Genomic DNA, 12,904 nt, shown 5'->3' with positions numbered 1-12,904 from the left:
AGGCCGCTTCAAGCAACTGGACACTATTATTGGGAGCGGCATTTTTAATGGCCACGTCCTCAATCGGACCCGGTTTTCTTACACAGACAACAGTATTTACCCAAAGTTTGGCCGCAAGTTTCGGTTTTGTCATCCTGGTATCGATTATTTTAGATATTTGCGCTCAAACGAACGTATGGAGAATTATTGCTGTTTCTGAAAAAAGAGGCCAGGAAATCGCCAACCTTGTCTTTCCGGGTCTCGGCTATGTGATCGCTTTCCTCGTCGTCCTCGGCGGGCTTGCCTTCAATATCGGAAACATTGGGGGCGCGGGTCTCGGGCTTGAGGTTTTATTCGGAATCTCACCAAAGACAGGAGCCATTATCAGCGCCGTCATTGCCATTCTTATTTTCGTCATCAAAGAAGCGGGTAAAGCGATGGACCGGTTTACGCTGATTGCGGGCTTTGTCATGATTTTGTTAACCGTGTATGTCGCTGTCACGACGGGACCGCCCGTTGGCGAAGCGCTCACAAAAACGGTGATGCCTGATAAAATCGACATTCTTGCAATTGTCACGCTTGTCGGCGGAACGGTCGGCGGATACATTACGTTTGCCGGCGGACACCGTTTGCTTGACGCAGGTGTGAAAGGAAAAGATTCCATTCCTGAAGTGACGAAAAGCTCTGTTTCCGGCATTTTAATTACATCTATCATGAGGATCGCGCTTTTTTTGGCTGTCCTCGGCGTTGTATCGAAAGGCTTGCAGATTAATCCTGATAACCCGCCGGCTTCCGTATTCCAGCTTGCCGCAGGAAATGTCGGCTATAAAATCTTTGGTCTCGTCATGTGGGGGGCTGCTGTAACATCCGTTATCGGCGCCGCTTATACATCGGTTTCATTCTTTAAAACGTTTTCGCCGAAAATCGAAAAAAATTCGAACGTCATTATTATCGCTTTTATTGTGATTTCAACGCTTTGCTTTATAACAATCGGAAAGCCTGTCAACCTGCTCGTTCTTGCCGGTGCTCTAAATGGGCTGATCCTGCCGATCGCACTCGGCTCCCTCTTAATCGGCGCCCATAAAAAGAACGTTGTCGGCGATTACAGACATCCGGTTTGGCTGACGATTCCCGGCATAATCGTCGTAATTGTGATGGCGATTATGGGAGGCTATACACTGATCAATGAAATTCCAAAATTATGGGGATGATTTCATTGCGAAATTTACAAATGATGCGCCCGGAAGAAGTCCGCGGCTTGATTCGGCAGGGGAGACTGTCCGAACCGACAGCCGGCATGGCCGGGGGCTACACTCAGGCAAACTTGGTTATTTTAAAAAAGGAGCTTGCTTTTGACTTTCTGCTGTTTTGCCAGCGGAATCAAAAGCCGTGCCCGATTCTCGATGTCACAGAACCGGGCTCTCCCATTCCGGCAATCGTAGCGCCGAGCGCAGATATCCGCACCGATTTTCCGAAGTACCGCGTCTACAAAAACGGTGAATTAACGGACGAAGTCACGGATATCTCGCCATTGTGGGAGGAGGATATGGTCGGTTTTTTAATCGGCTGCAGCTTCACATTTGAGCAAGCCTTACTGAATAATGGAATTCCCGTCAGACACATTGAAGAAAAGCGAAATGTTCCGATGTATCAAACGAATATCCCTTGTGTTGCGGCGGGCCGGTTCAAAGGGCCAATGGTCGTCAGTATGCGTCCGATTCCGGAGGAGCAGGTCGTGCGGGCCGTTCAGGTGACATCAAGGTTTCCCGCCGTTCACGGAGCCCCGGTGCATATTGGCAATCCTGAAGCTATCGGTATTCAAGACATCCCAACTCCCGATTTCGGTGATGCGGTGACAATAAATAAAGGGGAAGTTCCGGTGTTCTGGGCTTGCGGTGTTACGCCTCAAGCGGTCGCAATGCATGTGAAGCCGGAGCTGATGATCACACATGCGCCGGGTCACATGCTGATCACGGATGTGCGTGATGAACAGTTTGGTGTTTTATAGCGATCAATACAGAGCCATTTGCTCTGTATTGATTTTTGATTTTGGGGATAAAGGCAAGGTGGTGTAGAATTGAACAGTTTATCAGATGTAAAAATAGAGCCGCTCGGAGATTCTGCGGTGATCATTCAGCTTGGAACCGATATTGATGAACAGATCCAGCGGTTGGCAAGCGCTTTAACAAAACAGATTGAAAGCGATCCGTTTCCAGGCTTCATTGAATGTGTGCCGGCATTTACGAGCGTGACCGTTTTCTATCGTCCATTTGCAGTATATCAACTGATCAAGAACGATCCGGCTTTTGATTCTCCATTTGAAAAAGTAAAAGCCCTCATCAAAAAAAACCTCCAAGAGCTGACGCTAGAAGAAAACGCAGAAAAACGCACGGTTGAAATCCCTGTATGCTATGGGGGCAGTTTCGGCCCTGATTTGGAGGAAGTGGCCAAGATCAACGGTCTGACTCCTGAAGAAGTGATTGACATTCACACCGCGGGTGAATACCTCGTTTATATGATCGGCTTCGCACCGGGATTCCCTTATCTGGGCGGAATGTCTGAAAAAATCGCCGCACCGCGGCGGTCTTCTCCGCGCACAGCGATTCCGGCAGGTTCAGTGGGAATCGCCGGCATGCAGACAGGTGTCTATCCATTATCTACACCTGGCGGCTGGCAGCTGATCGGCAACACACCTCTTGAGTTATTCAGGCCTTATGAGCAGCCTCCAAGTTATTTAAGAGCGGGAGATGTTGTCAAATTTGTCAGTGTGACTGAAGAGGAGTACAACAGGTTGAAGGAGGGAGAAGCTTGAGCATCGAAGTTTTAAAGCCGGGCCTGATGACGACGGTTCAAGATTTAGGGCGCACCGGCTATCAAAAATACGGCGTCCTTGTCAGCGGAGCAATGGATGCCGACTCTTTGCGCCTTGCCAATATGCTTGCAGGAAACAGTGAGAATGAAGCGGCGCTTGAAGTGACGCTGATGGGCCCGGGGCCGTCCCTCCGCTTTCAGAAAAGAGCCCTGATCGCGGTTACGGGAGCGGACTTTTCACTGACTGTAAATGATGAAGAAGTACCGCTGTGGAGACCGGTCTTGGTTGAGGAAGGAAGCGTCCTGACATTCGGAATGTGCAAACGGGGAAGCCGCGCGTATATGGCCGTTGCCGGGGGAATCGCCGTCCCTTCCGTGATGGACAGCAAAAGCACATATGTCAGGGCCGGAATCGGCGGCTACAAGGGAAGACCTTTGCAAAAAAGCGACCTGCTGGCGGCCGGAGAACTGACGCCTTTATCGGAAAGAATGATGGAGAAGTTGAAAGATCAATTGAATCAGAGAGGATTCGCGGCTCCAAAATGGGCCGTCGATCAAAAGTATTTTCTTCCCCTGAAGAAAAACCCGGTGATCCGTGTCATCAAAGGAGAGCAATTGACCGCTTTTACCGAAGCTTCACAGGAAAGATTTTTCCAAGAGGCTTTTCGGGTGACGGCCAAATCCGACCGGATGGGCTACCGTCTTCAAGGAGAAGTGCTTGAACTGAAAAAACCGCTGGAAATGATTTCTGAAGCGGTATCTTTCGGAACGATCCAGGTTCCGCCTGACGGCAATCCGATCGTGCTGCTTGCGGACAGGCAGACGGCAGGGGGGTATCCGCGAATTGCCCATATCATTTCGACCGACTTATCCACTGTGGCCCAGATGATGCCGGGGGAACAGGTGAAGTTTGAGCTAGTCAGCCTCTATGATGCAGAACGAATGTATATTGAAAGGGAGACAAAAATCAGCGAACTTTCGGCCCGCTTAAAGCTTGAATACATGTTATGATATAGTGTGATGTGTATCAGGAGGGGGAAGGGATGGAAAACAGGAATAAAACGGTTGTCAAAGCCATGACTCTGCTCAATCTGTTTTTGACGAGAGAAAGGCTCTCTCTCAATGACATGATTGAGCTTACGGGCATGCCGAAAACATCTGTGTACCGCATGGTTTGCTCTCTCGAAGAAATGGGGTTTCTCGATCGCGATGAAAATGGGATGTACGCTTTAGGGCTGTTATTTCTCCAATACGGCCAGCTCGTTTCAGAAAGGCTTGATATCCGGAAAATCGCCTTGCCCATTATGGAAGCGCTTCGCGATGAAGTGGATGAAGCCGTCCATTTGATTGTGAGGCGGGGGAATGAAGCGATGTACATAGAAAAAATAGAGGGAACACAGACGGTTCGCCTTTACACGGCGATCGGCAGGCGCTCGCCGCTGTATGCCGGAGCCTGTGCGCGGAGCATTTTGACCTTTTTGCCCAAAAAAGAGCGGGATTCCTATGTCGAAAAAATCGAGTTGAAGCCGATGGCTTCAGGAACGATCCGCGGCAAGGAGGAGCTTCTACACGTGCTTGAGGAATCATACCGAAATGGCTGCACCGTCAGCCATTCAGAGCTTGAAGATTATACATCCGCCATCGCCGCGCCGATTTTCAACCATAAACGCGAGGTTGTCGCCGGTATCAGCATTGCCGGATTTGAAGCGCGCTTTCAAAAAGACCGCCTTCCCTATTTGACGGAACGGGTCAAAAAAGCAGCGCTCGACATTTCCAAAAAACTAGGTTTTTAAATGAAGGAGAGTATCCTTTTTCACTTCTGTCGAGTACATATATGGTATCTGTCACAAAACAGAAGGGGGAAAGGATATGACGCTTCAATATGTCGCTCTCGGCGACTCTTTGACCGTCGGAGTCGGCTCCGGCTTGTTTGAGCCGGGATTTGTCCAGCGCTATAAGAAAAAAGTGGAGGAAGACTTGAAGCAGGATGTCTCATTAGTGAAATTCGCAAAATCGGGACTTGAGACGGCGGAAATTCTCGACATGCTCAATATGCCGTTCGTCAAAGAACAGGTTAAAAAAGCGGATGTCATCACGATCACGGGATGTGGGAACGATCTGCTTCGATCCTTGGACATATACGAGAAAGAAAAGGATGAGCATGTTTTTTTGGAAGCCTCTTCCCATTGCCAGAAAAACTACTCAAACATGTTGGAAAAAATAAATGAGATCAAGGGCGAAAAAGACGGCTGTTATGTCATCCGGCTCCTCAACTTATACAATCCGTTTCCGCACATCGAATTGGCCGACAAGTGGATTACCGGCTTTAACCGGCACTTAAAACAGCTGGAAGCACCGCCGCATGTCAAGGTCATCGACACGTATGCCGTTTTTAAAGGACGCGAAAAAGAACTGCTGTCATTTGATCGGGTTCATCCGAACAGCAGGGGATATGAAGCCATGGCGGAAAAGCTGAGGGAGGCGGGCTATGGGCCGCTTGACAATGAAATCTAAATCGTTAAACGAAAGATCCTTCTGATAAAAGAAGGTCTTTTTTTTATGCCTTGGAAGGCTCTGCCCGGTTTATTTGCCGCAGGCAAAGACACAATCAAACATTCACTATTAAATTTTGTCACACCGCTAATGCCAAAGTGGCGTTTTCTTTCAATTGAGACGCGTCTGTAAGCGTTTTAATATAAAAACAAGAGGCCGACATTATTCGACATCATTTTTTGATCTGTTGCTTTTAAAGACAACAAAGGAGGTTATGAAATGGAAGACAAACAAAATAAAGGTTTCAAAGTAAAGATTCAACGTTTCGGCAGCTATTTAAGCGGAATGATTATGCCGAACATCGGCGCATTTATCGCATGGGGCATCATTACCGCCTTATTTATTCCGACGGGGTGGATGCCGAATGAAGCGCTCGCTTCATTGGTTGATCCGATGATTAAATACTTGCTGCCGCTATTGATCGGCTATACAGGCGGTAAGATGGTGTACGACCACCGCGGAGGCGTCGTCGGGGCGACAGCTGCTATCGGCGTCATTGTCGGCGCGGACATTCCGATGTTCCTCGGCGCGATGATCATGGGGCCGCTGGGCGGCTATTTGATCAAATTAACCGACAGGCTTTTCAAAGATAAGGTCCGTTCAGGCTTTGAAATGCTGATCAACAACTTCACGGCCGGCATCCTCGGATTTATCCTGACCGTGCTCGGTTTCTTGGCGATCGGTCCGGTTGTGCTCGGCTTGAATAAAACATTGGCGGCCGGCGTGGAAGTGATCGTCAATGCGAACCTGCTGCCGCTGGCCAGCATTTTTGTAGAACCGGCGAAAGTTCTTTTCCTGAACAATGCCATCAACCACGGGATTTTGAGTCCGATTGGGATTGAAGAAGCGGCCAATACAGGAAAATCGATTTTGTTCCTGCTCGAAGCGAATCCTGGACCGGGCCTCGGCATTCTGCTGGCTTATATGGTATTCGGAAGAGGAACATCAAAGCAAACCGCGCCTGGGGCTGCGGTCATTCACTTCCTTGGGGGAATTCATGAAATCTATTTCCCTTACATCTTGATGAAACCGCTGCTCATTTTAGCTGCAATCGCAGGGGGTGCAAGCGGTGTGCTGACATTCTCCATCTTTAATGCGGGGCTTGCGGCCGTTCCGTCTCCGGGAAGCATTATCGCAGTTTTGGCGATGACACCGAAAGGCAACCACATCGGCATTATCCTTGGTGTTCTTGTCGCGGCGGCGGTCTCATTTATTGTGGCGGCGCTCATTCTCAAAACATCTAAAGCAGCTGATGAAGATTTAACAGCAGCGACGGAAAAAATGCAGCAAATGAAAGGCAAGAAAAGCCAGGCCGTTTCTGCCTTGACTTCAGCTGAACAAGCTGAGGAATCAGCATACGAAAATGTCGGCAAAATCATCTTCGCTTGTGATGCCGGAATGGGCTCCAGTGCGATGGGAGCGTCCATTTTGAAAAACAAAGTCAAAAAGGCTGAACTCGATATCGATGTTTCCAATACATCGATTAACAATCTGCCGGATGACGCGGATATCGTCATTACGCATAAAGATTTGACGGAGCGCGCGAAAGCGAAGCTTCCAACCGCCAAACACATTTCAGTAGAAAATTTTCTTAACAGTCCAAAATACGACGAACTGATCAATCAGCTGAAAAAATAATATTTTGCAACCCGTGAGCCTGTTCATTCAGGCTCACACAACATGTATGAAAGAGAGTGATTTCCCAATGAAACCAGTACTTGCAAAAGAAAACATTCATCTCAATCAATCTGCCGCAACACAGGAAGAAGCGATCAGGCTTGCAGGAAAGGCTCTTGTTGATTCCGGGTATGTCACGGCGGACTATATCGAGAAGATGCTTGAGAGGGAAAGCATAACATCCACTTACATGGGCAACGCGATCGCCATTCCGCACGGTACAGAAGACAGCAAACAAAACGTTCTTCACTCAGGCATCTCCGTCATTCAAATACCTGAAGGTGTTGAATACGGTGATGGAAATATTGCGAAAGTGGTTTTTGGCATCGCCGGGAAAAACGATGAACACCTTGAAATCCTTTCGAAGATTGCCATCGTCTGCTCTGAAACCGAAAATGTTGAACGATTGATCAACGCTGAAGACGAAGCTGAATTGATGACGGTTTTTGAAGAAGGTGCAGAGCTATGATCGCCTTGCACTTTGGCGCGGGCAATATCGGCCGCGGATTCATCGGCGCCCTGCTCTGCAAATCGGGATATGAAGTTGTCTTTGCCGATGTGAATGAAACCGTCATCCAAGAACTGAACGAAAAGCGGCGCTATACCGTCGAATTGGCTGACACAGCCCGGAAGACGGAAACGATCGGCCCCGTCCGGGCGATCAACAGCGGCACAGAGCTTGAAGTGTTGTATGAAACACTTGAACAAGCCGATCTCGTGACAACAGCCGTCGGCCCATCAGTGCTGAAACTGATTGCCAAGCCGATCGCAGAAGGGCTGAAAAAGCGGCTCAAAACAAACGGCAAACCCCTTCACATCATCGCCTGTGAAAATATGATCGGCGGAAGCAGTCATCTGCAGGAGGAGGTTTTCAGCCACTTAAACGAAGAAGAGCGCAAAGCGCTTGACGGAGTCGTTGCCTTTCCGAATTCCGCGGTAGACCGGATTGTGCCGATCCAGCATCACGAAGACCCGCTGAAGGTGAGCGTTGAGCCGTTCTTCGAATGGGCGGTCGACAAAACCGCGTTTATCAGCGATATCCCCGATATTCAAGGGGTGACCTATGTATCCGATCTTGCGCCTTTCATTGAAAGAAAGCTTTTTACCGTCAATACCGGACATGCCATGGCCGCATATGCCGGCTATCAAAAAGGACTCAAGACGATAAAAGAGGCCGTCGATCATCCGGAGGTGCGCCAAACGGTCGCAGGCGCGCTGGAAGAAACGGGGCGCTACCTTGTTGAGACATATGATTTTACAGAGGAGGAGCACGAGCGCTATATTAAGAAAATTTTCAGCCGGTTTGAAAATGAAAGCCTCTCAGACGATGTCACACGTGTGGCCAGATCGCCGCTTCGTAAGCTTGGCCCGCATGACCGGCTTGTCGGTCCGGCCCAAAAGCTGAGCAAATCGGGGGTTGAACCTGTCCGCCTAGCGGAAGGGATCGCCTTGGCGCTGCAGTTCGATTTTGCTGATGATCAGGAAGCCGTTCAGCTTCAAAGCATGATCGCTGAAAAAGGCTATGAAGAAGTGCTTCAGGACGTATGCGGGCTCGACAAGAATGAATCTTTGTTCGCGCTGGTGATGAAGCATTTGAAACAATAGTTTCCGATAAAACCGCGGGAGCCTGGCGGGGGCCTGCCACAAACGGAACGAATGATAGGGTGGCTCGGGACATAACCTAGTAGAAGCATCAGCTGTCAGCTGATGTTTCTTCACTTCTGAAAAAATTTCCACTTATATTTTAGTAAAAAATTAATTAGTTTGAATTGAAGATTTCTTGTAAGCGTTTTATGATAGGGATACCATTTTCAACCGTCGGCACCCCCCTAATCACCCCGCAAAAACGACAACACCGGAGGCGGCGCTTTATGTATATGACAGCAAGGGAACAAAAACTGATTAAATATCTTTTACACCAAAATCGTTATGTCAAAGTCAATGAAATTGCCGACTATATTGAAGTCAGCACAAGGACGGTTCATCGCGAGCTCAAAGCGGTCAAATCCGCTCTGAGCGAGTATCAGCTCCAGCTTGATAAACAGCCTGGAAAAGGCTTGAAGCTGGTGGGAGCTTACCGGAATAAACAGCGGCTTCTCGGCGATCTGTCCAGGGATAACCATGTCGAATACAGCTCTGATGAACGAAAGCTGTTGATTTTGTGCGCGATGCTTGAAGCGGGTGAGCCGATCAAGCTTTATACAATCGCCAATGATTTGCAGGTGACGACAGCGACCATCAGCAATGACCTTGATGAGCTGGAGAATTGGATCGCCCCGTTCGGACTTTCGCTGATCAGAAAAAGAGGCTATGGCATTGAGCTGAGAGGACCTGAAGACGCAAAACGGAAAATCGTCGGAAATCTTATGGCGGACAAGCTTGACGTTCAGCAGTTTCTGGAGACGATCGAAATGAATATTAAAGGCAAGAACGAAGCGCCGGAAAAAATATTTGGGGTCGTCAGCAGGGGGAAATTGCTGAAAGCGGAAAAGGTGCTGTTTGAGATGAAAGAAAAGCATGGGCTTTCTCTTTCCGACAGCGCCTATATCGCCCTTGTCGTACACTTGACGTTTGCGATTGAACGAATTCAGCTTGGCGAAGTGATCAATATCAATGACAAAGAATTGGCGGAGCTGAAAAATACAAAAGAATTTGAGCTTGCCCTTGCGATGGCAGACGCGCTCGAAGAAGCGTTTCACGTGAAGATCCCGGAAGCTGAAGCCGGGTATATCACGATGCATTTGCGAAGCGCCAACAAGAGCTTTAAAACGGACTACAGGGCGGAAGATATCGAGCTTGACACCGCTCTCAGGACGAAAAGGCTGATTGATTTCATCTCGCAAAAAACGGGGATGAATTTAACCGGCAACCATTCGCTGTATGAAGGATTAATCGCCCATCTCGAACCTGCGATCATCCGCATTAAAGAAAAAATGTCGGTGCACAACCCTTTAACAGAGCAGGTGAAAAAAGATTATTTTCTCTTGTATATGGCGATTGAAGAGGGTGTCGAAACATTTTTTCCGGAGATTCGTTTTCCTGAGGAAGAAATTGCTTTTATTGTCCTTCATTTTGGGTCAGCCCTTGAAATGAGCAAACAAAAAGTAGACATCAGCGCGCTTGTCATCTGTTCAAGCGGGATCGGCTCATCCAAGATGCTGGCTTCAAGATTGAAAAAAGAGCTTCCTGAAATCGCGTCATTTGACATTTCTTCGCTGATGGAACTGAAAACAAAGAATGCCGAAGCGTACGACATCATTGTCTCAACTGTGCCGATTCCGTATGAAGGGGTCGATTATGTCACCGTCAGCCCGCTGCTTAATGAAGAGGACGTCAAACAAATCAAGCACCAATTAACCCGAAAAATTCCGCTGATTTTAAAGAAAAAAAGGTCGGAAACAAAACAGTCCGAACCGTTTCCCGATATGCTTGATATCGCCCGGAAAATCAGCCGTTATGCAGCGGTGATTCAAGATGTTTTATCCCATTTTACGGTTGACGTGTACAAGAATGATACAAGTCACGAACAGACGGTGAGACGCATCTGCGGGATGCTGGAAGAGCAAGGATTGATCACCGACAGCCGGCAAGTGGCTGAAGGGCTTTTAAAACGTGAAGCACAAGGAGGTCTGGGAATACCGGGTACATCCTTCGCACTGTTTCATTTAAAAAGCGAAGCGGCCGCCGTGCCGCTATTCAAAACCGTTGACCTCTCGGCACCGCATGAGATCAGAGGAATGGACGGAAGCGTCATGCAGATGTCGCGAATGCTGATCATGCTGGCCCCGGCCGGAATTTCTCCAGAAGGAGCCGAACTGTTAAGTCTGATCAGCTCATCGATTATTGAAAGCGATGAAAGCCTGCGTGCATACCAGACGGGTGACGCAGATGAGCTTTACAGCAGGCTGAACATGTTATTTCACAAATTCATCCAAAACAAAGAATGGTGAAAAGGCCCCGGAGCATCCTCCGGGGCTTTGCGTGTTTAAACAGACCAATCGGCGGCTAAAAGGAAAGTAATATAACAAAAGGGAGGAATTAAAATGGATCTACGCCATCGGCAAACAAACGGACAGCCGGCACAAACGCAAGACCGCCAGCCCGGTGTGGAAAGCGTCATGGATCCGCGTCCGATCTATGAGGTTGAAAACCATAAAGGCACGGATAAGCTGAAAGGGAAAGTCGCGCTTATCACAGGCGGTGACAGCGGAATCGGCAGAGCCGTCGCCGTTACTTATGCCAAAGAAGGCGCAGATATCTCAATCGTTTACCTGAACGAACATGAAGACGCACAGGAAACGAAAGCCCTTGTTGAAAAAGAGGGCGCCAAATGTCTCTTGCTTCCCGGTGATGCCGGGGATGAAGCGTTCTGCATTGATGCCGTTGAACAGACTGTCAAGAAATTAGGAAGGCTTGACATTCTGGTCAACAATGCCGCAGAACAGCATCCTAAAGACGGAATTAAAGACATTTCCAGCGAGCAGCTTGAGAGAACATTTAAAACCAATTTCTTTTCCTATTTCTACTTCACAAAAAAAGCGATCGATTATTTGGAACCTGGCAGTGTGATCATTAATACCACCTCAATCAATCCTTACCGGGGCAATCCAGAACTGATTGATTATACAGCGACAAAAGGAGCGATCAATGCCTTCACACGGTCGATGTCCCAGGCGCTTGTCGGAGACGGGATCCGCGTCAATGCGGTAGCGCCGGGACCGATTTGGACGCCGCTGATTCCATCAACGTTCTCCGCCGATAAAGTCGCTGCATTCGGAACAGACACGCCAATGGGCCGTCCGGGACAGCCGGCCGAACTTGTCGGCTGCTATGTGCTTCTCGCATCAGACGAATCATCTTATATGACTGGACAGACCCTTCATGTCAATGGCGGAGACTTTATTACGACGTAAGAGGAGGAAACAGCGCAGTGAAGGTGATGAAGGAAGATGTCGTACAATACTATCAAAAAGCGGGGATCATGCTGTCCGAGGATGAAAAAAACAGCATTCAAATCATGGACTACGGCTTAAATAAACTGAACAAGCTCGGCCTTCAGCTCATCGTTTACGTCAATACAGACCGCTATTGTGCCAAAGAGCTTGTTTTGTTCCCCGGCCAGACTTGCCCTGAACACCGTCATCCTCCTGTCAATGGAGAAAAGGGAAAAGAAGAAACATTGAGATGCCGGTATGGAAAGGTCTATTTGTATGTGGAAGGAGAAACAACAGACATACCCGCCGTCCTGCCGCCCATTGAGGATCGGGAGCATTTCACCGTCTGGCGTGAAATCCGACTGTCTCCCGGCGAACAATACACCATTCCGCCAAACACAAAGCATTGGTTCAAAGCCGGCTGTGAGGGCGCGGTGATGAGTGAGTTTTCTTCTACAAGCACAGATGACCACGATATGTTTACGGATCCAAGAATTTAGCGAATGGGAGCAGCTCTCATTCGCTTTTTTCTCTTTCAATATCAAAACCGATGAAATGCCGAAATTCGTCATCAGCAAAATAAAAACGAATCCCGTTCATTTGCAGCATGTTTACTGCCTTTAAACCGTTCGCCCGAAAGCGATAGATGGATCTGTCAGCCAAGGATGCGACTTCAAGCTTGCGCTTCCTACCGGTTAAGCTTCCAAGCTGGGCGACATCAGGTGCGGCTTTTCCCGTAAATTCAATGCCGATGATCCGGTTGTCGCGATCAAGATCAGCCATCAATGGCGAATCTCCGATATCTTCAGTTGTGACGGGGGCGGTCTGCTTTTCCGTCAGGGAAATATAGCCCGTATCAGCTTCAGCATCAAATGCAATTAAAATATTCATCATGAAACCACCTCATTCCATTGTTTAATATACCGGACATTGTGGAAAAGTAACAGTGG

13 protein-coding genes are annotated in these 12,904 nt (G+C 48.5%); 12 read left to right on the top strand and 1 reads right to left on the bottom strand.

All coding sequences use genetic code 11. The features are described 5' to 3' along the window. Window positions 1-47: 47 nt before the first annotated feature. The 12 genes from M654_RS21150 (at window position 48) to M654_RS21095 (ending at window position 12,454) form a co-directional block, all read left to right on the top strand. Window positions 48-1,190: an NRAMP family divalent metal transporter gene (locus tag M654_RS21150; protein ID WP_236251291.1), complete on the top strand. Its 1,143-nt coding sequence runs from the start codon at window positions 48-50 to the stop codon at window positions 1,188-1,190. Then, window positions 1,181-1,987, top strand: coding sequence for a putative hydro-lyase (locus M654_RS21145; RefSeq protein WP_026585942.1), 807 nt, complete (start codon window positions 1,181-1,183; stop codon window positions 1,985-1,987). Before M654_RS21150 ends, M654_RS21145 begins: the two co-directional genes overlap by 10 nt. A 69-nt stretch (window positions 1,988-2,056) precedes the next feature. Further along, entirely contained in the window at window positions 2,057-2,791 is a 735-nt protein-coding gene (pxpB, locus tag M654_RS21140; protein ID WP_026585943.1) for a 5-oxoprolinase subunit PxpB, read from the top strand. After that, window positions 2,788-3,801, top strand: a complete 1,014-nt coding sequence (locus M654_RS21135) for a 5-oxoprolinase subunit C family protein (RefSeq protein WP_026585944.1) — start codon at window positions 2,788-2,790, stop codon at window positions 3,799-3,801. The genes pxpB and M654_RS21135 overlap by 4 nt, the downstream gene beginning before the upstream one ends. 32 nt (window positions 3,802-3,833) lie before the next feature. Next, window positions 3,834-4,583 carry an IclR family transcriptional regulator gene (locus tag M654_RS21130; RefSeq protein WP_026585945.1) on the top strand — a complete coding sequence of 250 codons (750 nt, stop codon included), beginning with the start codon at window positions 3,834-3,836 and terminating at the stop codon, window positions 4,581-4,583. Between the two features lie 76 nt (window positions 4,584-4,659). Continuing rightward, complete coding sequence (locus tag M654_RS21125) at window positions 4,660-5,304, top strand: GDSL-type esterase/lipase family protein (protein ID WP_026585946.1); 645 nt, start codon at window positions 4,660-4,662, stop codon at window positions 5,302-5,304. 258 nt (window positions 5,305-5,562) lie between these two features. Further along, a complete protein-coding gene (locus M654_RS21120) occupies window positions 5,563-6,981 on the top strand; it encodes a PTS mannitol transporter subunit IIBC (protein WP_026585947.1) in 1,419 nt (472 codons plus the stop codon). Window positions 6,982-7,048: 67 nt separating this feature from the next. Beyond that, window positions 7,049-7,489, top strand: coding sequence for a PTS mannitol transporter subunit IIA (locus tag M654_RS21115; protein ID WP_026585948.1), 441 nt, complete (start codon window positions 7,049-7,051; stop codon window positions 7,487-7,489). Then, window positions 7,486-8,625 (top strand): mannitol-1-phosphate 5-dehydrogenase, encoded by a 1,140-nt coding sequence (locus M654_RS21110; RefSeq protein WP_026585949.1) that lies wholly within the window; start codon window positions 7,486-7,488, stop codon window positions 8,623-8,625. Before M654_RS21115 ends, M654_RS21110 begins: the two co-directional genes overlap by 4 nt. A gap of 266 nt (window positions 8,626-8,891) precedes the next feature. Further along, window positions 8,892-10,970, top strand: a complete 2,079-nt coding sequence (locus M654_RS21105; RefSeq protein WP_026585950.1) for a BglG family transcription antiterminator — start codon at window positions 8,892-8,894, stop codon at window positions 10,968-10,970. Window positions 10,971-11,063: 93 nt separating this feature from the next. Then, window positions 11,064-11,933 carry an SDR family oxidoreductase gene (locus tag M654_RS21100; protein WP_026585951.1) on the top strand — a complete coding sequence of 290 codons (870 nt, stop codon included), beginning with the start codon at window positions 11,064-11,066 and terminating at the stop codon, window positions 11,931-11,933. A gap of 26 nt (window positions 11,934-11,959) precedes the next feature. Continuing rightward, the gene (locus M654_RS21095) at window positions 11,960-12,454 is read left to right on the top strand and encodes a D-lyxose/D-mannose family sugar isomerase (RefSeq protein ID WP_372708731.1); all 495 of its coding nucleotides are present in this window, start codon (window positions 11,960-11,962) and stop codon (window positions 12,452-12,454) included. A gap of 16 nt (window positions 12,455-12,470) precedes the next feature. Here M654_RS21095 and M654_RS21090 read toward each other — a convergent pair whose 3' ends face one another. Continuing rightward, a complete protein-coding gene (locus tag M654_RS21090) occupies window positions 12,471-12,845 on the bottom strand; it encodes a DUF2283 domain-containing protein (protein WP_026585953.1) in 375 nt (124 codons plus the stop codon). Window positions 12,846-12,904 lie beyond the last annotated feature (59 nt).

The organism is Bacillus sp. NSP9.1, from assembly GCF_000465465.2.
GTDB classification, from domain to species: Bacteria; Bacillota; Bacilli; order Bacillales; family Bacillaceae; genus Bacillus; species Bacillus sonorensis_A.
This window is presented reverse-complemented; position numbering and strand designations above follow the sequence as displayed.